This is a genomic window from Pseudomonas sp. AF03-9 (assembly GCF_020515815.1).
In the GTDB taxonomy this organism is placed as follows: domain Bacteria; phylum Pseudomonadota; class Gammaproteobacteria; order Pseudomonadales; family Pseudomonadaceae; genus Aquipseudomonas.
Map to the genome: position 1 here is coordinate 231,249 of NZ_JAHPJF010000003.1, position 25,109 is coordinate 256,357.

The window sequence follows — 25,109 nt, forward strand, 5'->3', positions numbered from 1 at the left end:
TGTCACTGCATTGCAACCTGTCGTGCCTATGATCGGTCGCCTGGTGGTGGTCGGCCTGGGTTTGATCGGCGGCTCCTTTGCCAAGGGCCTGCGTGAAAGTGGGCTGTGTGGCGAAGTGGTCGGTGTGGACCTGGACCCGCAGTCGCGCAAGTTGGCGGTTGAGTTGGGGGTGGTGGATCGCTGTGAGGCTGACCTGGCGCTCGCGTGCCAGGGCGCTGATGTGATCCAGCTTGCCGTGCCGATCCTGGCGATGGAGAAGTTGCTGGCTCTGCTGGCGGGGATGGATCTGGGGCAGGCGATTCTGACGGATGTCGGCAGCGCCAAGGGCAATGTGGTGCGCGCGGCGCAACTGGCCTTTGGCGGCATGCCTGCGCGGTTCGTGCCTGGGCATCCGATTGCCGGTTCCGAGCAGAGTGGGGTGGAGGCGTCCAATGCGCAGCTGTTCCGCCGCCATAAAGTGATCCTGACGCCATTGGCGCAAACCGATCCGGCTGCGCTGGCCGTAGTGGATGGTCTGTGGCGCGCGTTGGGGGCGGATGTCGAGCATATGCAGGTCGAGCGTCATGACGAAGTGCTCGCGGCGACCAGCCACTTGCCGCATCTGTTGGCATTTGGCTTGGTGGATTCCCTGGCCAAGCGCAACGAAAACCTCGAGATTTTCCGTTACGCCGCCGGTGGCTTTCGCGACTTTACGCGGATTGCCGGCAGCGACCCGGTGATGTGGCACGACATCTTCCTCGCCAACCGCGAAGCGGTGTTGCGCACGCTGGATACCTTCCGCAGTGATCTCGACGCCCTGCGGGACGCGGTCGATGCAGGGGATGGTCATCAGTTGCTGGGCGTATTCACCCGTGCGCGGGTGGCACGTGAGCACTTCGGCAAGATTCTGGAGCGCCGGGCTTACGTCGAAACCGCTGTGAGCACCGATGAGCTGACCTTCGTCGCCAACCCGGGTGGGCGCTTGAGCGGGCGTATTCGCATGCCGGGTGACAAGTCGATCTCTCATCGCTCGATCATGCTGGGCTCGTTGGCAGATGGCGTGACCGAGGTTGAAGGTTTCCTCGAAGGTGAAGACGCCCTGGCGACCTTGCAGGCGTTTCGCGATATGGGCGTGGTGATCGAGGGGCCGCACCATGGGCGCGTGACAATTCACGGCGTGGGCTTGCATGGCTTGAAGCCTGCGCCGGGGCCGATCTATCTGGGGAACTCCGGTACGTCCATGCGCTTGCTGTCCGGCTTGTTGGTCGCGCAGCGTTTCGACAGCGTGTTGACGGGGGATGCGTCACTGTCCAGGCGCCCGATGAGCCGCGTGGCAGAGCCGCTGCGAAAAATGGGCGCGGTGATCGAGACTGGGCCTGAGGGGCGTCCGCCGTTGACCATTCGTGGCGGGCAGGTGTTGAAGGGCTTGAGTTACGCGCTGCCGATGGCCAGTGCCCAGGTCAAGTCCTGCCTGTTGCTGGCTGGGCTGTATGCCGAAGGCAAGACCGCAGTGACCGAGCCTGCGCCGACCCGCGACCATACTGAGCGCATGTTGCGAGGTTTTGGCTACCCGGTGGTGGTGGAGGGGGCTACGGCGTCGGTTGAATCCGGGCGTGCGCTGGTCGCTACCCGTATTGAAGTGCCAGGGGATATTTCCTCTTCGGCGTTTTTCCTGGTGGCCGCCACGATTGCCGAGGGTTCCGAGCTGGTGCTGGAACATGTCGGTATCAATCCGACGCGCACTGGGGTAATCGACATCCTGCGGCTGATGGGGGCGGACATCACCCTGGAAAATCCCCGTGAAGTGGGCGGCGAGCCTGTCGCTGATCTGCGTGTGCGCGCAGCGGTGCTGAAGGGTATCGACATTCCCCAGGCGCTGGTGCCGTTGGCGATCGATGAGTTTCCAGTACTGTTTGTCGCGGCGGCTTGCGCTGAGGGGCGAACGGTGTTGTGCGGGGCTGAAGAGCTGCGCGTGAAGGAGTCCGATCGTATCCAGGTGATGGCCGATGGTCTGCGGGTGCTGGGGGTCAAGTGTGAACCGACCTCAGATGGGATTATTATTGACGGTGGGTTGCTGGGTGGTGGTGAAGTCCATGCCCATGGCGATCACCGGATTGCAATGGCGTTCAGCGTGGCCTCCCTACGGGCGGCGGCGCCGATTCGTATTCGTGACTGTGCCAATGTTGCTACGTCTTTTCCGAACTTTCTTACACTGTGTGCCCAAGTCGGCATCCGTGTTGCCCAAGAGGCTCAATTGTGAATATCAAAGCACCGGTGATTACCATCGACGGGCCAAGCGGCTCGGGCAAAGGCACAATCGCCGGCATCCTGGCCAAGCGCCTGGGCTGGTGCCTGCTGGATTCCGGCGCGCTTTACCGCCTGCTGGCATTTGCTGCGCGCAACCATGGCGTCGATCTGACCAACGAAGAATCCTTGAAACTGCTGGCGGCGCATCTTGATGTGCAGTTCGTCGGGGCGACGGAAGGTCATCCGCAGCGCATCATTCTGGAAGGGGATGATGTGACCGATGATTTGCGCAACGAGCAAGTCGGCTCGTGGGCCTCCCAGATCGCCGCGCTGCCGGCCGTGCGTGATGCGTTGCTGCAGCGCCAGCGGGCATTTCAAGAGCCGCCGGGCCTGGTTGCCGATGGTCGTGACATGGGGACGGTGGTGTTTCCCGAGGCGCCCCTGAAGATTTTCCTGACCGCCAGCGCCGAGGAGCGGGCTCGCCGGCGCTACTTGCAGTTGAAGGGCAAAGTCGATGGTGTTAGTCTGTCGAGTCTGCTAGATGAGATCCGTGCACGCGATGAGCGTGACACCCAGCGTGCGGTAGCCCCGCTCAAGCCGGCGGCTGACGCCATACAGCTGGATTCCACGGAGTTGTCCATCGAGCAGGTGCTGGAACGCATCTTGAGTGAAATCGCCATTCGCGATATTGCCGGGTGATCAAGAAGGCCGCGGGGGACCAGTCATAGTCCTGCGGTGGCTTCTTTTAACTGAAATTGACCCACACCGTCTGGGGTGTGGAGATGGGCGTATTCTTCGCCCTTATCAACAGGAATTAAAATGAGCGAAAGCTTTGCGGAACTCTTTGAAGAAAGCCTAAAAACCCTGAACCTTCAGGCTGGCTCCATCATCACCGGTGTTATCGTTGATATCGATTACCAAGCTCGCTGGGTAACCGTTCACGCTGGTCTGAAGTCTGAAGCTCTGATCCCGCTGGAACAGTTCTACAACGATGCTGGTGACCTGACTATCAATGTCGGTGACGAAGTTCACGTTGCTCTGGACTCGGTTGAAGACGGTTTCGGTGAAACCAAGCTGTCCCGTGAAAAAGCCAAGCGCGCTGAATGCTGGATTGTTCTCGAAGCAGCCTTCGCAGCTGAAGAAGTGGTCAAGGGCGTTATCAACGGTAAGGTTAAAGGCGGCTTCACTGTCGACGTTAACGGCATCCGTGCGTTCCTGCCAGGTTCTTTGGTCGACGTTCGTCCAGTGCGCGACACCACGCACCTGGAAGGCAAGGAACTCGAATTCAAGGTCATCAAGCTCGATCAGAAGCGCAACAACGTTGTCGTTTCCCGTCGCAGCGTCCTGGAAGCAGAGAACTCCGCCGAGCGTGAAGCTCTGCTGGAATCCCTGCAGGAAGGCCAACAAGTCAAAGGTATCGTCAAGAACCTCACCGATTACGGCGCATTCGTCGATCTGGGTGGCGTCGATGGCCTGCTGCACATTACCGACATGGCTTGGAAGCGCATCAAGCATCCATCTGAAATCGTCAACGTTGGCGACGAGATCGATGTGAAGGTTCTGAAATACGATCGCGAACGCAACCGTGTTTCCCTGGGCCTGAAGCAACTGGGTGAAGATCCATGGGTTGCTATCAAAGCCCGTTACCCAGAAAGCACTCGCGTAACCGCGCGTGTTACCAACCTGACCGACTACGGCTGCTTCGCTGAGCTGGAAGAAGGCGTTGAAGGCCTGGTACACGTTTCCGAAATGGACTGGACCAACAAGAACATCCACCCTTCGAAAGTCGTACAAGTCGGCGACGAAGTGGAAGTTATGGTTCTGGACATCGACGAAGAGCGTCGTCGTATCTCCCTGGGCATCAAGCAGTGCAAATCTAACCCATGGGAAGATTTCTCTGGCCAGTTCAACAAGGGCGATAAAATCTCCGGCACCATCAAGTCGATCACCGATTTCGGTATCTTCATTGGTCTGGACGGCGGCATCGACGGCCTGGTTCACCTGTCCGACATCTCCTGGAACGAAGTTGGCGAAGAAGCTGTTCGTCGTTTCAAGAAGGGCGACGAGCTGGACACCGTTATCCTGTCGGTTGACCCAGAGCGCGAGCGTATCTCCCTGGGTATCAAGCAGCTGGAAAGCGACCCGTTCTCTGAATACGTTCAGGACAACGACAAAGGCGCAATCGTTAAAGGCATCGTGAAGGAAGTTGACGCTAAAGGCGCCATCATCACTCTGGCCGACGATATCGAAGCAACTCTGAAAGCCTCCGAAATCAGCCGTGACCGCGTTGAAGACGCGCGCAACGTTCTGAAAGAAGGCCAGGAAGTAGAAGCCAAGATCATCAGCGTTGATCGCAAGAGCCGTGTAATTCAGCTCTCCATCAAGTCGAAAGACGATGCTGAAGAGAAAGAAGCAATCCAGAGCCTGAAATCGGCTCCGGAAGGCGAAGCAGCAGCTGACACCACTATGGCTGCTCTGTTGCGTCAAGCAATGGCTAAGCAGAACTAAGTTCTGTAAGGCTTTAGAAAAAGGGCGACTTCGGTCGCCCTTTTTTGTGCCTGAAATTCGTTGGATCGCCAAATCAGAATGAATGTATTCTGGCTATGATGCTCATTTAGTAATGGCCGCACTTGTAAGTTGCAGAGACGTTAAACTTTTGGAAGCTGGTCGAGGTTGAGTGTATAGAAACGCGCAAAATAATTAGCTGATAGTTATTGTGATAAGTACTTGTAATAAGTAGTGGTGATATTGTCTGGTGGTATTGAATCGAATCGCGAGGCTGTCGTAGCACTCCCTCGGTAGTCGGTCAGTTTAGGAGTTGAGTATGGAAAAGATTGTAATTTTGGGGTCGTCCGGTCACGCCAAAGTCATTATCGATATTGTCGAAAAACAGGCGCGCTATGCAATTCTTGGCTTCGTAGACGATTTTAGAGCGCCCGGTGCTGAAACGCTTGGCTACCAGGTTCTTGGGTGTGAATCGGACCTCCCGACGCTCGTCGCACAGCACAGTATCAAGGGAATAGTTATTGCTATAGGAGATAATGCCGTAAGGGAGGATGTGGCAACTAGAGTTGCAGGATTGTGCCCTAGCTTAATGTTTGTCAATGCCATACATCCCAGCGCAATTATTGGGCGTGATGTTTCTATAGGCGTGGGTACGGTAATAATGGCGGGAGGGATTGTAAATCCGAGCTGCGAAATAGGTAATTTTTGTATTGTTAATACAAAAGCATCTTTGGATCACGATTCTACAATGCAGGATTTTTCCAGTCTGGCACCCGGTGTCAGCACGGGGGGCGGCTGCCGGGTGGGTAGGCTCGCAGCTGTGGGGATCGGCGCAAGCTTACGTCATGGTATTAGCATAGGCGAATGCGCAGTCGTTGGTGGCCAATCGATGGTGTTGGAGGATGTACCTCCTTACACCGTTGCATACGGTTCGCCGGCAAAAACTATCAGGTCCAGAGGGCGAGGCGAAAAGTACTTGTGAGGCGAGTTGTGCCTGAGTTCGACGTAACTGATTGCCTCCATATATTTCGTGGGGTAATCAGGCAGGGGTGAGCTTGGGTGCCTTGGAGTGAGGGTAGAAATTTTCCAGTAGCGGTGCTGCGCGATTTTTTGTCGGTATGCCAACTGAAGTCGGAGGACGGGCTTTTCAAAAGCATCAAGTCGTGCTAAAACCTTTGGAGCGCTGATCTAGCTGCTTGAAAAAGAAGGGAAAAATATGACGAAGTCGGAGTTGATCGAACGAATTGTCACCCATCAAGGGCTACTTTCATCCAAGGATGTAGAGCTGGCTATCAAGACTATGCTTGAACAAATGTCGCAATGCTTGGCTACTGGTGACCGTATTGAAATTCGAGGTTTTGGTAGCTTTTCACTTCATTATCGGGCACCTCGTGTGGGTCGTAACCCAAAAACCGGGCAATCTGTTAGCCTGGACGGGAAGTTTGTGCCTCACTTCAAGCCGGGCAAAGAGCTGCGGGATCGCGTGAATGAAGATGAAGACGAGGGTCTCTGAGTGAGTCTGCTGCCGAGGAGGTCGTCGGGTGCATTTGCACGCGTTTTCAAGGTTCTGATTGTATTGTCGCTCGTGCTGGCAGTGGCGACGTTTGTCTTGGAGAACCAGCAAAGCGTTACATTGTCATTTCTGGGGTGGCGTACGCCTGGCTTGGCGGTTTCTGCCTTCATGATCCTCTTTCTAATCGTGGGAATGATCGTCGGGCCAGCGATTGCTGTGGTTCTGAAGGCGAGTCGTCGCCGAGATTGAAGTTGTCGCTGGGGCTGAGCACAGAGCGACCCCATTCGCTGGGCGAGGTGGTTGATTCTGCTACAGGACTATTGAGCAATTCGCTTGAAGGAATTCTCCTACAGCCTTGTCAAGACTTGTATTGTTGTCGTTAGATGTCAAAATGCTAATTGTTCTCGAGAACAGGCTTTTTGTGGGCTTTAACAGCTAGGTGGGAGTTATAGCCGAGATGACACGCTAAAGAGCTACAAAATGCCTGCATAACGAGCCCGCAGTTTCATTCTTGAAGGCAGGTTTTTGTTGTGAGTAGTAGCTTTCGCACCCCGCAGATTTCCCCGGCTGAAGACATTCAATTTGCAGCATTTTTCCGATCCATATGGCGGCAAAAGAAGCTGATTTTGCTGGTTTCAGCGCTCTCGACTGCGATAGCGGTTCTATACGCTTTTGTAGCCACTCCCGAGTTTCAGGTTACGAGTGTTCTCCGACCTTCAGCAATTAATGAACTGGACGCTTTGAATCGTTCAGAAATCTATAAACTCCCACCTTCTGAGGCTTTGAATAAAGTTGGTGCGGCCCTTGAATCTTACGATATTCGTTTAGGTTTTTTTCGTGCTAACCCGAATTTATTCAAGAATTTTGTGCAGCCCGGTCGAACGCTAGAGCAAAGTTTCGAAGAGTTTAATCGTAACTCGATCAAGCTAATATTGCCAGATACTAAGAAAGCAGATTCGTTGAGTGCCTATATTAAACTTGAAATGACTTATCCGAAGGATATAGACGGTGTAGCGATATTGAATGGCCTCATTGATTATGCAATCTCAAATGAGCGTGAACAAATCGGTTCTGATCTTGAAGTTATCGTCAAAAATAGGATGGCAGAGCTAAACGGAAAGTTGGATGCAGCTCGCGCCAATTATGAGACAGAGAAACAAGCCAAAATTGCTTTGCTTGTAGAGTCTGACCTCGTAAAGCGTGCTCAATTGCAGGACGAGCTCAGTGCGCTTAGAGTCCAGTTAAAAACCAACCGTATGGAAAGAGTGGCGCAGTTGAACGAAGCTATTGTGATCGCAAAATCACTTGGCATCCGAAAGCCTGCAACGCCATCTTCTTTTGGTGATGCCATTCATGATAGTTCCACCAATATCATGCGTACAGAAATCAATAATCAACAAATACCTCTTTATTTTATGGGGGTTGAGGCTTTGGAGGCAGAGCGCACTGCGTTATTGCAGCGTAAGTCAGATGATTTCTCGGAAAAAAGAGTCTCGCTTATCGCTAAGGAGCTTCAACTGCTGCAGTCAAATCGGCAGATAGATGTTTTGAATCAGCGGAAAAATGAGGAGCTATTCTTGAGCGGAGTAGCCCCTATGCGCGCAGAAGCTGTTCGCTTGCAGAATTTAAATATCGATATGTCCAGAATCAAACTGGTCACTATCGATAAGCAAGCAATAGAACCCCTAAACCCCATAAAACCCAAAAAAGCACTAATAATTGTCCTAGGGCTTATGTTGGGCTTAATATTTGGTGTTGTCTTTGCAGCACTGCGCGAATTTCTTTTTCTCAGAAAGCGACAATCAAGCTAAGTCATGTTGATGCTCTGAATACCTGAGGGGGATGCGATAGCAGCCTTGTCAGGTCTTTTGAAGTCGGTAGCGTAGAAGGTGTGGCTATTGGCTATATGCCATCATTCATCATTGTGGCTGACCTGGTCACCGTTCACCACTATTTCCGAAGCGGTGCCGTTGGTTGAATTGAGTTTGCAGCACTGGATCATTCGCTTAATATCACAGGTCTAGGTTGGCGGGTGAGTGGCCGGCCATTTTTTGGATATGTTTTGGTGATGCACCGGTTCGGGTCTGCATCCCTGTCAGAAAAATCCTCATATCGATAGCTGATGCAATAACCTCATAGGAAATTGATGTTAGTTAATGATTTATTGGAATGAACGGTTAAGGGTCGTGTCCAATAGCCATCATGCTGTCAGTACGAATCATTGGAATTGGGTTAAGCGCAGGCCTGAGGTGAGCGAACTTGCCGATGAAAACCTTCGGGGCAAGTGAAATATCTGGGTTGTGCCTGCGTTTGGAGCGAAATGCTTACTGGATGGATCGCCAGTAAATGGCTTTTGTTGGGGGGGGGGGCTCTTGATTTGCCTCCTCGTTGACCTGCATAGGGTTCACTAAAATGTATGCAAGGGGTTGAGCTGGCAGTTGCTTTTACTCCTTCTCCTTGGGCGGCGGGCTTGTGCGTGATTCGAAATTTCAACGACCGAGGTCGCTTTAGAGATTCTTCTACATACGCTATGGTTAAGGAAATGCTCATATTGGATAGCACAACAGCTTATCGTGATTCCATTTTCATGACGTCAGATGGATGGCGCCGGGTGGTTTTGCTAATCAATGTGTTGAATTGGTCAGAGTGTTTTTCTGTCGGCAACGAGCTCGCATGCCCATACCGCGGAGGTAGGGGAGCCCTCGTTACTCAGCGCCGCATCGAGGGCTTAAATCCCGGGGCGGTAGCGTGTTGAAATTTGGGTTTGTGTACGGCACGGCATCAATGTTTTGGGATCTGTTGTGGTGTTTGAATGCTCTAAAGTGGTCCCAATCATGTGAGCATTCAATGTCAGAAAAATCCTTTAATCGATGATCAGAGAGATTTTCTAATTGAGTTGCTCATATTGAAGAGATTTTTCAACGAAAAAAACATAGAGCGATTATTTTAAACATTTATCACGGAATAAATACATGCTGTCACTTGAAGATATAAAGCTCGCTGTTGTTGGCTTGGGGTACGTCGGTTTGCCATTGGCTGTTGAGTTTGGAAAGCATCGTTCGGTTATTGGCTTTGATATAAATCAAGCTCGAATTGATGCTCTGAATGAAGGGCGTGATGGCACATTAGAAGTAAATGACGACGAGTTAAAAGCAGCAAAGCATTTAAGCTTCAGTGCTAAGTCAGATGTACTGAAAGGATGTAATGTTTTTATTGTCACCGTGCCAACTCCGATTGATCAGTATAATCAGCCTGATCTAACGCCATTGATTAAGGCATCAGAAACAATTGGACGAGTGCTTAAACAGGGGGATTTGGTTATTTATGAATCAACTGTTTATCCAGGCGCGACCGAAGAAGACTGCGTTCCGGTGCTAGAGAAATACTCAGGGTTGAAGTTTAACGTCGACTTCTTCGCCGGTTACAGTCCAGAGCGCATCAATCCTGGCGATAAGGAACATCGCGTAACGACTATTAAAAAAGTCACATCAGGTTCTACTCCGGAAGTGGCGGATATAGTAGATGCTTTATATCGACAAATTATTACCGCAGGAACTCATAAGGCAAGCAGCATAAAAGTCGCCGAAGCTGCCAAAGTGATTGAAAATACGCAGCGTGACCTTAATATTGCACTTATTAACGAGTTGGCTATTATTTTCAACAAGATGGGGATAGATACTGAAGCTGTCCTAGAGGCTGCTGGAACGAAGTGGAATTTTTTACCCTTCCGTCCAGGTCTGGTAGGCGGACATTGTATTGGCGTTGATCCTTACTATTTGACTCATAAAGCTCAGTCGATAGGCTATCACCCAGAAATTATTCTGGCTGGGCGCCGTCTGAATGACGGTATGGGTGCATATGTAGTTTCGCAATTAGTAAAGGCTATGCTTAAAAAGCGTATTCACGTTGATGGAGCAAAAGTGCTCATCATGGGCTTGACTTTCAAGGAGAATTGCCCCGATCTTCGCAATACTCGAATAGTGGATATTGTGCGTGAATTAGGTGAGTACAACATTGAAGTGGATGTGTATGACCCATGGGTAAATCCGTCAGAGGCTCAGCATGAATATTCCATTATTCCAATAGCGGTTCCGGTGACTGATAGTTATGATGCAATAGTACTAGCAGTAGCGCACAACGAGTTTCGAGCAATGGGCGCAGAACGTATTCGCTCTTTAGGAAAGGCGAAACATATTCTATACGACTTGAAATATCTTTTAGATCGAGCCCAATCCGATATACGATTGTAATCAAGCAAGGAAGGCTTGACTTACTAGGGTCGGTATAAAATTTTAGGAGCGCAACCAATGACTCGTTATGAAAATGTACTGGAATCACTTATCCGTGCGCCGAAGACCTGGCTCATTACTGGTGTCGCGGGCTTTATAGGTTCAAATGTTCTTGAAACGTTGCTTAAGCTCAATCAGCACGTTATTGGGCTGGATAACTTCTCTACGGGTCATCATCGAAATCTAAAAGAAGTCCAACGGTCTGTAAGTGATGAGCAATGGATGCGTTTGAAGTTTATTGAAGGCGATATTAGAGATTTAAATTGTTGCCGTGAAGCATGTCACGCTGTCGATTATGTGCTTCATCAAGCCGCATTAGGTTCGGTTCCAAGATCTCTGAACGACCCCATCAGCACTAATCAGACCAATATTGACGGTTTCCTTAACATGCTGCTTGCTGCGCGTGATGCAGGTGTCAATAGCTTCACCTATGCTGCAAGCAGTTCGACTTATGGTGATCATCCCGGGTTACCAAAAGTAGAGGACGTTATCGGAAATCCGCTATCCCCTTATGCTGTTACAAAATACGTGAACGAGTTGTACGCCGATGTGTTTGCACGCTGCTATAACTTTAATAGTATAGGTCTTCGTTACTTTAATGTGTTTGGCAAACGGCAAGATCCTGATGGTGCCTATGCGGCAGTTATTCCAAAGTGGGCCGCATCCATGATCAAGGATGAAACTATATTCATCAATGGCGATGGAGAGACAAGCAGGGATTTTTGTTTTATCGAGAATACTATTCAGGCAAATATACTCGCGGCAACTACCGAAGATCATGACGCAAGAAATCAGATTTACAACGTTGCTGTCGGTGGTCGTACAACGCTCAATAGTTTGTTTGTTGCGATGAAAAATGAATTGAATTTGAATGGAGTGGTTTATACAAAAGATCCGGTATATCGGGAGTTTCGTGATGGTGATGTCAGGCACTCGCAAGCAGACATAAGTAAAATAAAAACTAAGCTGGGGTATGCCCCTACTTACTCTATAGACGGAGGAGTGGAGAAGGCGATGCCTTGGTATGTTAAGTTTTTAAACTAATGACTTCATGATTCACTGATATATATGGCTGTGATGGGAGGGGCGTGATGAGTCTTGTAAAATGGATAGATTTTCAAACGTTAGGTGATGAACGAGGCAGTCTTGTTTCTATTGAGCAAGGTAAGATCGTTCCTTTCGAAATAAAGCGGGTTTATTATATTTATCGGACCGCTGAGGGCGTCAGTCGCGGTTTTCATGCTCACCGAAGCCTAAAACAAGTTGCAATATGCTTGGTGGGCAAATGCCGCATGGTTTTAGATAATGGCATCACACGTGAAGATGTCTGGCTCGATTGCGCGACAAAGGGAATACTCATCGAAGGTGGGGTGTGGCGCGAAATGCACGATTTTAGTGAGCAGTGCGTACTTTTGGTTCTGGCGAGTGCAGCCTACGACGAAGCAGACTATATTCGAGATTATGATGAGTTTTTGGAAGGTGCTTGTAAAAAATAACATATAATTTTTTATACGTATTTTATATTAAAGGCTTGTTCGGTGGTTGACAGTCGTGCAAGTTTCTTCAGGAAATTAATTGGATTATTCAAATGGTAGGCTTTCTCGATTTAAAAGGTATTAATTCTGCATATCGCGACGAGTTGATAAGTGCGTGCACTCGAGTGATCGACTCTGGATGGTATATTTCTGGAGCGGAAGTCAGTGCATTTGAGTCCGAGTTTTCTAATTATTGTGGTGTAGAGCATTGTGTCGGCGTTGCGAACGGCTTGGACGCGTTGACGCTGACTATAAGAGCATGGAAAGTGATGGGGCGCTTGAAGGATGGTGACGAAGTTATCGTGCCTGCGAACACTTACATTGCTAGTATTTTATCGATCACTGAGAATAATTTAGTTCCTGTTTTGGTTGAGCCCGATCCCGAAACATTTAATATATGCCCCAAAAATGTGGAGCAGGCTCTAACTAGTCGCACAAAGTTGATACTTCCGGTTCATTTGTATGGCCGTATTTGTGACATGGGCGCTGTAATGGCGATAGCAAAAAAACATAATCTTTTAGTACTGGAAGACTCCGCGCAATCTCATGGCGCGAGTGTCGATGGTAAAAAAGCTGGAAGTTGGGGAGATGCTTCAGCCTTCAGCTTTTATCCCGGAAAAAATCTTGGCGCGTTAGGTGATGCGGGCGCGGTAACTACCGATGATGAAGACCTAGCAGAGACGATCCGTGCCTTAGGGAATTATGGGTCAAAAGTAAAATACAACAACCTATTCAAAGGCGTTAATAGCCGCCTGGATGAATTGCAAGCAGCAATGCTGCGCGTGAAGCTTAGGTATTTGGATCGTGATACCAATAATCGTCGAAGCGTAGCGGCTGCTTATATGGCAGGGATAAAGAATGAATTACTGCAGTTGCCTTTTTCGGACGCGGTTGATGTTGAAAATTACTCGGGGCACGTTTGGCATTTGTTCGTTATTCGTTGCAAGGATCGGAAGGCCTTTCAAGAGCATTTGCGCTCCAACAATGTAGAGACATTGATACACTATCCTATCCCTCCTCATAAGCAACAAGCCTATGCAGAATGGTCCGACCTAAACTTTGAGGTTACTGAGGATATTCATGCTGAGGTTATTAGTTTGCCAATCTCGCCAAACATGGGTATGGACGATATTAAGTTAGTTATCCTTGCGTGTAATAGCTATATTGGCGCTACGATAGAATGACGTTTCTCAAAACTAGCTTGCTCAACGGAATAGCAGTTGCGGTTCGTATGCTCACATTGTTGGGTATCAATAAGATTCTTGCGATTTACGTCGGGCCGGTTGGGTATGCGGCCCTCGGACAATTCCAAAACGCGGTGCAAATGATTACCGCGTTTGCAAGTGGTGCGATTAATGCTGGTGTGACTAAGTACACTGCTGAGCATTTCGAGGATGAGGTTAAGCAGCATACAGTGTGGAGGACTGCGGGAAGTATTTCTTTGCTGAGTTCGGTCATTACTGGTGTTGCTGTTGTCGTATTTAATAAAGAATTGGCGCTGTTTTTTTTAAATGATCGTGCTCTCGGTAGTGTCTTTGTTTGGTTCGCGATAACATTAGTACTATTCGTTTTGAATGCTTTGTTGCTTGCCGTTTTAAATGGTAAGAAGGAGATAGGTCGCTACGTCATATCGAATATAGCCGGAAGCTTGTTCGCGTTAGCAGTGACCAGTTGCATGGCAATTGCCTGGGGATTATATGGCGCTCTGGTAGCGTTGGCTGTTTATCAGTCGTTGAGTTTTTTTGTTACGTTGTGGCTTTCCTATCGCGCGCCTTGGTTTAAGTTTAAATACTTTTTAGGTCGAATTGACTCGGGGGTTGCGCGTGATTTGGCTAAGTATACGGCGATGTCATTGACCTCGGTAGCATGTGTTCCTCTTAGCCAAATTCTGGTTCGCAATCACATTGGGCAAAGTTTCGGTTGGGAGGCTGCAGGTTATTGGGAGGCGCTGACCAGATTAAGTGCGGCTTATTTGATGCTGATTACCACGACCCTGAGCGTATATTATTTGCCGCGGTTCTCAGAGCTTAAGAATTCCGATCAGATTCGTGCCGAGATAATCAAGGGCTATAAGATAATTTTACCTGTGGCTGCAGCAGGAGCGTTAATCATATACTTACTTCGCGAGCTAATTGTAAGTCTATTATTCACCCCTGAGTTCTTGCCCATGATCGATTTGTTTGCTTGGCAAATGCTGGGCGATGTATTGAAAATCGGCAGTTGGGTCCTGGCCTATTTAATGCTGGGTAAAGCAATGTTTAAGCTCTTTATGATTACGGAAGTTGTTTTTTCGTGCTCTTTTGTGCTGCTGGCTTGGGTTTTTACTCAACAGTTTGACCTGCAGGGCGTGACGATCGCCTATGCGCTTAACTATGCTGCTTATTGGGTTGTGATGGGAGTTTGTATGTCCCATAAACTTAAGTCATTAAATAAATTAGATTGAGTTTGTAATGATTACTCTTTTGATTCCTTCTTACAATCATGAAAATTATATAGTTGACTGTTTGGACGCGGCTAGATCTGTAGATATTCCAGGGCGGAAGATATTGGTTGTTGATGATGGGTCCACAGACGGAACTGTGGGTGTAGTTAAAGAGTATATGGAGCGTTTGAATGATCACTCAATTGAGCTTGTCTGTAAGAAAAATTCTGGACTTGTATCGTCGTTGAACCTAGGGCTCGATGCAGCGGTTACAGAGTTTTTCTACTTGGTTGCATCTGACGATTTACCTAATGCCGAGGGTATTAGTAAAAGCGTCAGAGAATTAATCAATAATCCAGATGCAAAATTTATCGTGGGCGGTGGATATGCATTTTATGATGATGCGCCGGAAAAAAAACTTCCCGTCTATGGGCGCGCTCAGGATGTATTTTTCAGGTTGCCACCTGAGTCTATCGCGCGCAGTTTATTTTTGAATTACCCTTCTCCATTGCTTTTGCAATCGACAGTTTTTAGGACCGAGGCTTTAAGAGCGATTGGTGGGTGGGATTCGAACTTGGTGCTGGATGACTATCCTACGTTTGTAAAAATGTTATTGAAATATCCTCTACTGAACACTGACTTCTTTTTCGCTCCTGAGTTTTGCGTGGTTGGATATCGGCAGCATAGTTCTAATAGTTATAAAAATATAAGAAGACAATATTCTATGGTTTCGGCTGTTATTGCATCTTTAGCACCGGAGTCGATAAAGGTCAAAGCGATTTCTCGTGTACTTGCTTCCTATATATTGTCCGCAATTAAAGTTCGAGATTTTAGCGCAATACGTGCGATGCTTGCTGCTTCAAAACCGAAATATGTTCTGAGTGCACTACCTGCTATGATTGAGCTGCTATGTCGCAAGATTTGCGCTAGATTTATTGCGTAAAGGTTCAATAGTGGTATGTTGGTTTCGTCAAAGTATTTGCGTTTCTCTAGACGGTGGCTTAAGTGGGAAAATATTTTAAGAACGCATTAGTGTCCCCTGTCTTCATTTTATTGTTCATAACGACGTTGATGTTTGCCGCAAATATTTTTGCATTGGAGCAAGAGTGGGAGTGGGGGCATAGTGTATATTTGTTGGGCGTGCTTTCGTTTGTTGTGCTTTATTTTTTAGTTTATGCGTTCTTGTTGTTGACGAATTTTATAACGCCCAAGAAGGAGGTCTCTGTACCTTATTTGTTTGTTATACAGCTCTACTGGGTTTTGTCTTTTGTTGGCCTTGTTCTTTGTCTTTATAAGATTATTGCCGTCGGGATGAGTGGGCAGTACGATAGTGTTTTGTTGGCACTGCGAATTGCAAATACATGGGAGCATCAGCCTTCCTACGGTGCGCAGCACTTCGCGTTGTTTTCTTTGGCGTTGGCACTTTACTATGCGCAGAGGAAAAGGGCGCTTCCTTGCATTATTGCCGCTTCGATTTACTTGGTCTCTGCATTTAGCATGGCCGAAAGAACAAGTATGCTTTTTTTGTTTGTTGCGATCGGGTATACGGCGATTAACGAGGGGTGGGTCAAGCTCAAGGGGCTACTCGTTTCATTTGCCCTGCTGGTCGCATTGTTTATTATCGTTGCTATTGGTACTGGGAAAACCGGCGGGGACAATAGCTATGATTTTTTATTAAAGTACTTTTCTTATGCGGTGACGGCGTTTTCGGTATGGACTGAGGGGAGGGAGTATTTAGGTTGCGCTGATCTTGTGTTTGGTAAGTTAATTGACATTATCTCGCTCGGCTTGTATTCGTGCGCACCGCTCGATCTTGGGCTTACTGACCGTGATTTCAACGTTCTTACCTACGCGGCGTCTCCGTATCTAGCTGGAGGAACTCCAGCAGTCATAGTCAGTATGGCATTTCTCGGTGGCGTTTTTGCTCTGCTACGAGTGTTGGCGATGAAGCGGAAAGGTTATTACCTGGCTTTGCTGAGTTGTTACATGTATGCGTTGATTATGATGTTTTACGCCTGGCAGTTCTCGTTAACCACGTATTTGTATTTGGCGTTAATATTTATTCCGCTGTTTGCTGGTCGTTTTATTGGGCGGAATTAGTGCTATTGATTGTGGTGGGCAATGGTTGGTTGTGCCTTTCAAAGTTTGCTTGTGATGGTTTGGAGTTTTGGTTGATATGAAGGTTTTGTTGTTGTCAAAATACTCTCGTATGGGCGCCAGTACCCGACTTAGAGCGCTACAGTATTTGCCTTACTTGGAAAGTGATGGCGTCCAGGTAAAAGTTCAAACTCTTTTTGATGACCAATATTTAGAGTCCCTTTATCAGGGGCGAGGCCGCTCCCATTGGCTGACGCTCAAGCGGTATATAGCGCGTTTTTTGGTTCTTTTCCAAGTGGGAAAATATGATGTAATTTGGATCGAGAAGGAAATATTTCCTTTCTTGCCCGCCACAGTGGAGCGGTTGCTAAAAGTTTTGGGTATTCCGTACGTTGTTGACTACGATGATGCTATTTTTCATAACTATGATTTGTCAAAAAACGTTTTTGTTAGAGCGCTGTTAGGCTCGAAAATTGATGTTGTAATGCGATACGCGCATTGTGTAGTCGCTGGAAATAATTATCTGGCCCAAAGGGCGGCTAATGCTGGTGCGTCAAGCATTGAAGTTGTTCCTACCGTTGTTGACTATTTAAGATATTCTGGGGAAGCGTCGCAACGAAATAGGAAACTTACGATTGGATGGATTGGGTCGCCCTCAACCGAAAAATACGTTGTCCAGATTCGTGATGCGCTCAGGGAAGCGTGTGAGACGTACGACGCTCGCCTGGTACTCATGGGGGCGGGGGCAGGAGTTCTTAGCGAATTCGAAGGTGTCGATATAGAGCTTCATCCTTGGAGCGAGGATGCTGAAACGGGCTTTATTCAGCTATTGGATATTGGAATAATGCCTCTCGTTGATGGAGACTGGGAAAAAGGGAAATGTGGATATAAACTCATTCAATACATGGCTTGCGGTGTGCCAGTCATTGCTTCGCCGGTTGGTGTAAACGTCGACATCGTCGAGGGGAATCAGTGCGGTATGTTGGCGGTGGATCTTTCTGATTGGCGAGATTGTTTGGGCAAGCTGTTGAGTGACGAAAAACTGCGGTCCAGTTATGGGCGGAACGGGCGTCGTGCTGTCGAGCAAACTTTTTCCTTACAGATTCAAGCTCCTCGGATTAGAGATATACTTGGACGTGCGGGAGAAAGCCTCGACCATGCATAACAGCGTTGGCCGGCTCTGGTGTTGTTTGTGCTCATGTTCATTTGATTTTTTAAGATCTGTGTGCGTTTTTTTCGTCCAAGTGCTCAAATTCAGGATTCGTTAACAATGTGTGGAATAAGTGGTCTTTTTGACCTTTCTAAGCCCGCTCAGCTTTACGATTGCATTTCAAAAATGAACGACGCCATAGCTTATCGTGGACCTGATGACGCGGGCGTTTGGATTGATGACTGCGGTCTTGCACTTGGGCATCGACGTTTGGCGATAGTCGATCTCACGAGTGCTGGCCACCAGCCCATGCACTCAGCAGATCAACGATACGTCCTGACGTTCAATGGCGAAATTTATAATCATAACCAGCTCCGTAGTCAGCTAGCTGATGAAGGTGCCTCTGTGGCGTGGAGCGGGCATTCAGATACTGAGGTTTTGCTTGAGTGCCTAGTTCGATGGGGGGTTGAAAGAGCCCTAAAGGCGTCGGTGGGGATGTTTGCGTTTGCACTTTGGGACAGGCATGAGCAAATACTGACGCTCGCACGGGACCGTATGGGTGAAAAGCCACTTTATTGGGGCTGGCAAGGAGATGTTCTTTTATTTGGATCCGAGTTGAGTGCCATAAAAGCATATCCAGGATTCAAGGCAGAAGTTGACCGTAATTCCTTGGCGCTTATGTTGCGCTACAGCTGTATTCCTGCCCCCTACAGCATTTTCAAAAATATCAACAAGCTTCGTCCTGGTCATTACATCACGCTGAATTTGGGTAACCCGAGTGCAGCTAAAGATGCTCGTCCTCATGCATATTGGTCTGTAAATAGTGTCGTAGAAGCAGGGCTCGCGAACCCCTTTCAAGGTTCCGAAGTTGAGGCTACGGATACATTGGAAAGCACACTTCTACATAGTATCGGTCAACAGATGCTTGCTGATGTACCTCTCGGTGCGTTCCTGAGTGGTGGTGTCGACAGTAGTGTGGTTGTTGCATTAATGCAGGCCCAAAGTACACGTGCGGTTCGCACGTTTACTATCGGTTTCGATGAGGCTGCATATGATGAGGCCATATATGCTAAAGCAGTAGCGAAGCATCTGGGCACAGAGCATTCCGAACTTTATGTTCGTCCTCAAGATGCACTTCGAGTTATTCCTGGATTGGCGTCGATTTATTCTGAGCCTTTCAGTGATAGCTCCCAAATTCCAACTTTTCTTGTTAGTCAAATGGCCCGACAAGACGTGACTGTAGTTCTTAGTGGCGATGGTGGCGATGAGTTATTTGGTGGTTATAATCGTTATTTGACCGCGCGTAAAGTTTGGCAGCGCATGCACCGTTTGCCTGGGTTTGCGCGTAGTGGCGCTTCCCAAATCTTGCGTTCTCTTTCTCCTGCTAGCTGGGATCGCCTATTTGCATTAACTAAACCTCTGTTACCAGAGCGGATGCATTTGGCAACCCCAGGAGATAAGGCTCACAAGCTCGCATCGGTACTTGGGCTTACCAGTGGTGAAGCGTTTTATCATCAACTGAATAGTCACTGGGACGATCCTGCCAGTGTGGTTATTGGTGCGTGTGAACCTCAAACGCTTTTTACAAATAAAAATGAATGGCCTGCCGCCGATAGCTTTGAGCATTGGATGATGGCGATGGATGCACAGATTTATATGCCTGATGACATCCTCGTCAAGGTGGACCGCGCGTCTATGGCTGTGAGCCTTGAATCTCGGGTGCCGATGCTTGATCATCGGGTGGTTGAGCTGGCCTGGCGGATGCCGTTGGAATACAAGATACGTGGCGGTCAAGGCAAATGGTTGTTACGAGAGGTGCTGTACCGTCACGTTCCTAAAGATCTTATCGAGCGCCCGAAGCAAGGTTTCGGCATCCCGCTGGACAGTTGGTTGAGAGGTCCTTTACGAGAGTGGGCTGAGGAGCTCTTGGATGAATCGCGGCTCCGTCGAGAAGGTTATCTTCACCCAGAGCCGATTCGCCGTAAGTGGGCGGAGCACTTGAGTGGGCGGAAAAATTGGCAACATCATTTGTGGGACATTTTGATGTTTCAGGCGTGGTTGGCGGAACAATGATATGAAAATTCTTGTGATTGCTAGCTACGCGGACTCATTGATTAATTTTCGGGGACCTTTGTTGGACGCTTTGCTTGCGAGAGGTCTCTCGGTGAGTGTTGCTGCTCCAGGGTTACCCGCTGGAAGTGCCGTTAGAGCAGATCTGGAAAGTAAAGGTATAACAGTATACGAAATACCTTTGCAGCGTGTGGGAACGAACCCGTTCGCAGATCTCATGGCGTTTATCTCGCTTTGTAAGCTAATGGTGCGCGTCAATCCAGAAGCCGTCCTGGCTTACACAGTGAAACCAGTAATCTATGGCTTGCTTGCCGCGCGCCTGATGAGAGTTCGCCGTCGTTTTGCGCTTATTACCGGCTTAGGTTACGCGTTTCAACACGCGACTAATCCTGGGAGTGGTGGACGCGGATTGCTCCAGTCGCTGGTGCAGCATTTGTATGCATTGGCGCTGCGACCTGCTACGAGGGTTTTCTTTCAGAACCCTGATGATGAGGCGCTTTTCAAGGAGATGCGATTAATCGCTTCCGAGACACCGTCTACGGTGGTAAACGGCTCAGGTGTCGATCTTAGCAATTTTGGTGTCGTACCACTCCCCGGATCGGTCAGTTTTCTTTTAATCGCCCGACTTCTTGGCGATAAAGGGGTACGCGAGTTCGTTGCGGCCGCCCGGGCCGTTAAGGCCAAGCATGAGGGCGTTGTATTCAAGATTGTAGGATGGATCGACGAAAATCCCGACAAGATTTCACCTGACGAATTAGACGCCTGGATTGCTGACGGTACAGTTCAGTTTCTTGGGCGTCTGAAAGATGTCCGCCCCGCAATTTCTGATTCAAGCGTGTATGTTCTGCCCTCTTATCGTGAGGGAACTCCTCGTACAGTACTTGAAGCGATGGCCATGGGCAGGCCTATTATTACCACCGATGCACCAGGCTGCAGAGAGACTGTTATTGACGGCGAAAATGGGTTCTTGATACCAGTAAAGGACGTCAGTGAACTCACTGCGGCGATGTTGCGTTTCGTCGAGTGCCCCGAGCTCATCCAGACGATGGGCAAGCAGTCCCGGCATTTGTGCGAGATTAAGTATGACGTGAAAAAGGTCAACGAAGTTATGTTGGATGGAATGGGTATTTAGTGCTTGTAAATCATAGGATGTGGCTTGGAACCTATGGTTTTCGTGTTTTTGTTAGCTCAGGGTTGAAGCCAGCCTTATTTCTCTACTGGGTAGATTATGCTTAAGCGTTCATTTGATATTTTTGCATCTGTATGCGGTCTTTTTTTATTTGCTCCAGTCATGATTGTCGTGGCTTGGTTCGTCAGGAAGAAGCTTGGGTCGCCGGTGCTGTTTAAGCAGGTCAGACCGGGGCTGAATGGCAAACCCTTTACGTTGGTCAAATTTCGTACTATGCGTGATGATTGCGATCAAGATGGAGTTCCGCTGGCCGATTCTGATCGCCTGACTAGGTTCGGTCGCTTCTTGCGCTCCACCAGCCTTGATGAATTGCCTAGCCTTCTGAACGTACTCAAGGGGGACATGAGTATCGTCGGCCCTAGGCCGTTATTGATGGAATATTTGCCTTTGTATAGTGCTGAGCAGTATCGGCGCCACGATGTAAGACCTGGCATCACTGGCTGGGCTCAGGTAAATGGACGTAACTCCCTTAGCTGGGAAGAAAAATTTAAACTCGATATTTGGTATGTTGAAAGAAGATCGCTCTGGATGGATCTTAAGATAATTATGATGACTGTTAAGAAGGTTTTCGTCAGAGAGGGTATTAGTGCTGACGGCGTAGCAACAATGAATAAGTTTACAGGCACTAAGTGAAAAAGGACTGATGCACCTGGGCGCTGTAAATTAGCCGATCAGTGTCGCATGCTTTTGCTTTTATAAATACATAAGGAGTTTCCATGTTAGGAACAACATTTTCTCCCTGGCCTTCTTTCACGGTAGAGGAAGCAGACGCTGTCCGCGATGTGGTTCTATCAAATAAGGTCAACTATTGGACGGGGCAGGAAACGCGTCAGTTCGAGGCGGAATTCGCTACCTGGTCGGGCGTCAATCATGCTGTTGCGCTCGCAAACGGGACTGTTGCGTTGGACGTAGCGCTGGTAGCTCTAGGCATTGGTTCCGGTGATGAGGTCATCGTAACCTCCAGAACATTCCTTGCGTCTGTTTCTTCCATTGTGAATGCAGGTGCCATCCCTGTGTTCGCTGATGTGGATCTTGACTCGCAAAACATCACAGCGAAGTCTGTTGAAGCAGTGATTACTCCACGTACACGAGCAGTGATCTGTGTACACCTTGCAGGCTGGCCATGTGATATGGATCCAATCATGAGCCTTGCTGCCGAACATGACTTGAAAGTCATTGAGGACTGTGCGCAGGCGCACGGGGCTTATTATAAGGGCCGGCCAGTTGGCTCCATAGGCCATATCGGAGCCTGGTCCTTCTGTCAGGATAAAATCATGAGCACCGGCGGCGAAGGTGGCATGGTCACGACTAACGACCGCGATCTTTGGGCGAAGATGTGGTCGTACAAGGATCATGGCAAGAGTTGGGAGGCTGTGTACGAGCGCTCCCATGCCCCTGGTTTTCGCTGGGTACACGAAAGTTTTGGTACCAATTGGCGTATGCTTGAGGTGCAGGCTGTAATTGGTCGTATTCAGTTGCGCCGGATGGAGGCATGGCACGCTCAGCGTGCACAGAATGCGCAGAGCATTTGGGCGGCTGCACGTCGGTTGCCTGCGTTGAGAGTCCCGGACTTTCCTGAAGGTGATGTGCACGCTGCCTATAAGTGTTATTTCTTTGTACGCCCAGAACGTTTAAGAGACGGCTGGTCCCGTGATCGTATCTTGAGCGAATTCGCGGCACGCGGCGTTCCTGCCTTTTCAGGATCGTGCTCTGAGGTCTATCTCGAAAAAGCATTCGACAACACCGGCTGGCGACCGGCAAAAAGGCTCCCCAACGCCAAAGAGCTAGGTGAGACGAGTTTGATGCTTCTCGTCCATCCAACGTTGACGGCAAGTGAAATTCAGATGACTTGCAGAGTATTGACAGACATAGTGGGTGAGGCATCAATCCAATAATTGTGTGAGATGGCGCAATGATGGTCAGAATGAAGATTTCGCTGGGAGCAAAATAGTGTTCAAGGGGTATATGGATCGCATACGGGCGTACTTGCTGAGTCTTCCTCGAAGACAAAAGCGGGTCTTGCAGGTGATCACGGATGTGATTTTGGTTTGGAGTGCGCTTTGGCTTGCGTTCGTAGTGCGCCTGGGAATAGACGAAATGACCAATCCGGTCAGGCTGCATCTGTGGTTGTTCGTCTGTGCGCCGGTCGTCGCCATCCCCTTGTTCATTCGGTTTGGAATGTACCGCGCTGTGATGCGGTACTTCGGTAATGATGCGCTCATCGCTATCATCAAAGCTGTTTGTCTCTCATCTCTTATTCTGGGTGTGATTGTTTATTGGTTCAGTAATCATCAGAGTGTTATTCCAAGGTCCATTATTTTTAATTACTGGTGGTTAAGTCTAATAATGGTGGGCGGTTTGCGCTTGGCGATGCGACAGTATTTCTTGGGTGATTGGTTCGCGGCTGCTCAGCATGTTCCATTTACCAGTCGAGAAAACGGTCTTCCGCGAGTTGCGATTTATGGTGCCGGTGCCGCGGGTAACCAACTAGTTGCTGCTTTACGAATGGGTCGTGTAATGCGGCCTGTAGCGTTCATTGACGATGACGACAGTATTTCCGATCGTGTCATTTCGGGCTTGCAGGTATACAAACCGCGTCATATTCAGCGAATGATCGATGCTACAGGTGCTCAAGAGATTCTATTGGCGATCCCTTCTTCCAATCGTGGTCGCCGTCGTGAGATCTTGGGGCTTCTTGAGAAGTATCCTCTGCATGTGCGTAGCGTTCCCGGATTCATGGACCTTGCGAGCGGTCGTGTAAAGGTTGACGATATTCAGGAAGTCGATATTGCCGATCTTTTAGGACGTGATGCGGTCCCGGCCCAAGCGGAACTACTGGAGCATTGCATTAAAGGGCAAACGGTTTTGGTTACCGGTGCTGGTGGTTCGATTGGTTCTGAGCTATGTAGGCAGATTCTGGAGCTTCGTCCGACTACTCTGTTGATGTTTGAACACAGTGAATTCAATCTTTATTGCATTTTATCTGAGTTGGAGCAACGCATTGCGCGCGAGTCGCTGATTGTTAGAGTCCTACCGATCCTAGGATCTGTTCGTGATCCAGCGAAACTGCTGGACGTGATGAAAACCTGGCATGTAGATACTGTTTATCATGCTGCGGCTTACAAGCACGTGCCGATGGTTGAGCATAATATTGCTGAAGGGGTACTGAATAATGTAATCGGTACCTTGAATACTGCACAGGCAGCTCTGCAGGCCGGAGTTGCCAATTTCGTATTGATTTCTACTGATAAAGCGGTGCGGCCAACTAACGTTATGGGCAGTACCAAGCGGTTGGCCGAAATGACGCTGCAGGCCCTCAGTCAGGAAGTGGCGCCTGTGATGTTTGGTGAAAAGGCAAACGTCTCTCGTGTCAATAAAACACGCTTCACCATGGTTCGTTTTGGCAATGTGCTAGGGTCATCCGGATCAGTCATTCCCTTATTCCATAAACAGATCAAGTCTGGGGGGCCGCTAACGGTTACCCATCCTAAAATTACCCGGTATTTCATGACCATTCCTGAGGCTGCCCAGTTGGTTATTCAAGCTGGTTCGATGGGGCAGGGCGGCGATGTGTTTGTACTCGACATGGGGGAGCCGGTTAGGATCGTTGAATTGGCGGAAAAAATGATTCACCTCTCAGGCTTGAGTCTGCGGTCTGAGAAAAATCCTCATGGAGACATTGCAATAGAGTTCAGCGGTCTGCGGCCCGGAGAGAAACTTTATGAGGAATTGCTGATCGGCGATAACGTAGTCGGTACTCAGCATCCAATGATTATGAGTGCCAGTGAGGATCACATCGCCTGGGATGTCCTGAAGACAAAGTTGAGTGAACTACTCGACGCGATTCATCACGATGACTATGGTCGGGTACGACAACTACTTCGTGATACGGTGAGCGGATATTCACCTGACGGCGAGATAGTCGATTGGGTTTATCAACAACGTCGACAGGAACCATAATGGCTATAGTCTGCCGAGGCGTAGCACAGTGGCATTGATGCGAATGATTGTCTGCTCACTGTCGAGGATCGACATGATCTTCTTAAGTAGCTAGTGTGTTCAGGTTGGAGGGTAAGGATGTTCTCTGAATATCTAGCTCTTTTAATTTTACAG

General features: G+C 48.9%; 19 protein-coding genes. All 19 read left to right on the plus strand.

The genetic code is table 11. From position 1 onward, the window contains the following. Positions 1 to 28: 28 nt before the first annotated feature. The 19 genes from LIY36_RS08060 to LIY36_RS08155 all read left to right on the plus strand — a co-directional run bounded on the left by LIY36_RS08060 (position 29) and on the right by LIY36_RS08155 (position 24,956). Positions 29 to 2,239 carry a bifunctional prephenate dehydrogenase/3-phosphoshikimate 1-carboxyvinyltransferase gene (locus LIY36_RS08060; protein WP_226455441.1) on the plus strand — a complete coding sequence of 737 codons (2,211 nt, stop codon included), beginning with the start codon at positions 29 to 31 and terminating at the stop codon, positions 2,237 to 2,239. Next, positions 2,236 to 2,925 carry a (d)CMP kinase gene (cmk, locus tag LIY36_RS08065; RefSeq protein WP_192298688.1) on the plus strand — a complete coding sequence of 230 codons (690 nt, stop codon included), beginning with the start codon at positions 2,236 to 2,238 and terminating at the stop codon, positions 2,923 to 2,925. The genes LIY36_RS08060 and cmk overlap by 4 nt, the downstream gene beginning before the upstream one ends. Before the next feature lie 120 nt (positions 2,926 to 3,045). Continuing rightward, complete coding sequence (gene rpsA / locus LIY36_RS08070; protein WP_192298689.1) at positions 3,046 to 4,734, plus strand: 30S ribosomal protein S1; 1,689 nt, start codon at positions 3,046 to 3,048, stop codon at positions 4,732 to 4,734. A 316-nt stretch (positions 4,735 to 5,050) separates the two neighbouring features. Then, positions 5,051 to 5,713, plus strand: coding sequence for an acetyltransferase (locus LIY36_RS08075; protein WP_226455359.1), 663 nt, complete (start codon positions 5,051 to 5,053; stop codon positions 5,711 to 5,713). 234 nt (positions 5,714 to 5,947) lie between these two features. Continuing rightward, positions 5,948 to 6,244 carry an integration host factor subunit beta gene (ihfB, locus tag LIY36_RS08080; RefSeq protein WP_192298691.1) on the plus strand — a complete coding sequence of 99 codons (297 nt, stop codon included), beginning with the start codon at positions 5,948 to 5,950 and terminating at the stop codon, positions 6,242 to 6,244. A 530-nt stretch (positions 6,245 to 6,774) separates the two neighbouring features. Next, positions 6,775 to 8,055: a GNVR domain-containing protein gene (locus LIY36_RS08090; protein ID WP_226455360.1), complete on the plus strand. Its 1,281-nt coding sequence runs from the start codon at positions 6,775 to 6,777 to the stop codon at positions 8,053 to 8,055. Between the two features lie 1,161 nt (positions 8,056 to 9,216). After that, positions 9,217 to 10,494 carry a Vi polysaccharide biosynthesis UDP-N-acetylglucosamine C-6 dehydrogenase TviB gene (tviB, locus tag LIY36_RS08095; protein WP_226455361.1) on the plus strand — a complete coding sequence of 426 codons (1,278 nt, stop codon included), beginning with the start codon at positions 9,217 to 9,219 and terminating at the stop codon, positions 10,492 to 10,494. 57 nt (positions 10,495 to 10,551) lie between these two features. Then, positions 10,552 to 11,577, plus strand: a complete 1,026-nt coding sequence (locus tag LIY36_RS08100; protein ID WP_226455362.1) for an NAD-dependent epimerase/dehydratase family protein — start codon at positions 10,552 to 10,554, stop codon at positions 11,575 to 11,577. Between the two features lie 47 nt (positions 11,578 to 11,624). Continuing rightward, positions 11,625 to 12,029: a sugar 3,4-ketoisomerase gene (locus LIY36_RS08105; RefSeq protein ID WP_226455363.1), complete on the plus strand. Its 405-nt coding sequence runs from the start codon at positions 11,625 to 11,627 to the stop codon at positions 12,027 to 12,029. 92 nt (positions 12,030 to 12,121) lie between these two features. Further along, positions 12,122 to 13,252 carry a DegT/DnrJ/EryC1/StrS family aminotransferase gene (locus LIY36_RS08110; RefSeq protein WP_226455364.1) on the plus strand — a complete coding sequence of 377 codons (1,131 nt, stop codon included), beginning with the start codon at positions 12,122 to 12,124 and terminating at the stop codon, positions 13,250 to 13,252. Then, positions 13,249 to 14,511, plus strand: a complete 1,263-nt coding sequence (locus tag LIY36_RS08115; protein ID WP_226455365.1) for an O-antigen translocase — start codon at positions 13,249 to 13,251, stop codon at positions 14,509 to 14,511. The genes LIY36_RS08110 and LIY36_RS08115 overlap by 4 nt, the downstream gene beginning before the upstream one ends. 7 nt (positions 14,512 to 14,518) lie before the next feature. Further along, positions 14,519 to 15,433 carry a glycosyltransferase family A protein gene (locus LIY36_RS08120; RefSeq protein ID WP_226455366.1) on the plus strand — a complete coding sequence of 305 codons (915 nt, stop codon included), beginning with the start codon at positions 14,519 to 14,521 and terminating at the stop codon, positions 15,431 to 15,433. Between the two features lie 62 nt (positions 15,434 to 15,495). Next, positions 15,496 to 16,590 carry an oligosaccharide repeat unit polymerase gene (locus LIY36_RS08125; RefSeq protein ID WP_226455367.1) on the plus strand — a complete coding sequence of 365 codons (1,095 nt, stop codon included), beginning with the start codon at positions 15,496 to 15,498 and terminating at the stop codon, positions 16,588 to 16,590. 76 nt (positions 16,591 to 16,666) lie between these two features. After that, positions 16,667 to 17,752: a glycosyltransferase family 4 protein gene (locus tag LIY36_RS08130; protein ID WP_226455368.1), complete on the plus strand. Its 1,086-nt coding sequence runs from the start codon at positions 16,667 to 16,669 to the stop codon at positions 17,750 to 17,752. A gap of 105 nt (positions 17,753 to 17,857) precedes the next feature. After that, positions 17,858 to 19,810: an asparagine synthase (glutamine-hydrolyzing) gene (gene asnB / locus LIY36_RS08135; protein ID WP_226455443.1), complete on the plus strand. Its 1,953-nt coding sequence runs from the start codon at positions 17,858 to 17,860 to the stop codon at positions 19,808 to 19,810. A gap of 1 nt (position 19,811) precedes the next feature. Continuing rightward, positions 19,812 to 20,939 (plus strand): glycosyltransferase family 4 protein, encoded by a 1,128-nt coding sequence (locus LIY36_RS08140; protein WP_226455369.1) that lies wholly within the window; start codon positions 19,812 to 19,814, stop codon positions 20,937 to 20,939. A 96-nt stretch (positions 20,940 to 21,035) separates the two neighbouring features. Next, complete coding sequence (locus tag LIY36_RS08145; protein WP_226455370.1) at positions 21,036 to 21,629, plus strand: sugar transferase; 594 nt, start codon at positions 21,036 to 21,038, stop codon at positions 21,627 to 21,629. An 83-nt stretch (positions 21,630 to 21,712) separates the two neighbouring features. Further along, positions 21,713 to 22,891: a DegT/DnrJ/EryC1/StrS family aminotransferase gene (locus LIY36_RS08150; RefSeq protein ID WP_226455371.1), complete on the plus strand. Its 1,179-nt coding sequence runs from the start codon at positions 21,713 to 21,715 to the stop codon at positions 22,889 to 22,891. Positions 22,892 to 22,961: 70 nt separating this feature from the next. Beyond that, positions 22,962 to 24,956: a polysaccharide biosynthesis protein gene (locus LIY36_RS08155; protein ID WP_192298885.1), complete on the plus strand. Its 1,995-nt coding sequence runs from the start codon at positions 22,962 to 22,964 to the stop codon at positions 24,954 to 24,956. Positions 24,957 to 25,109: the final 153 nt, after the last annotated feature.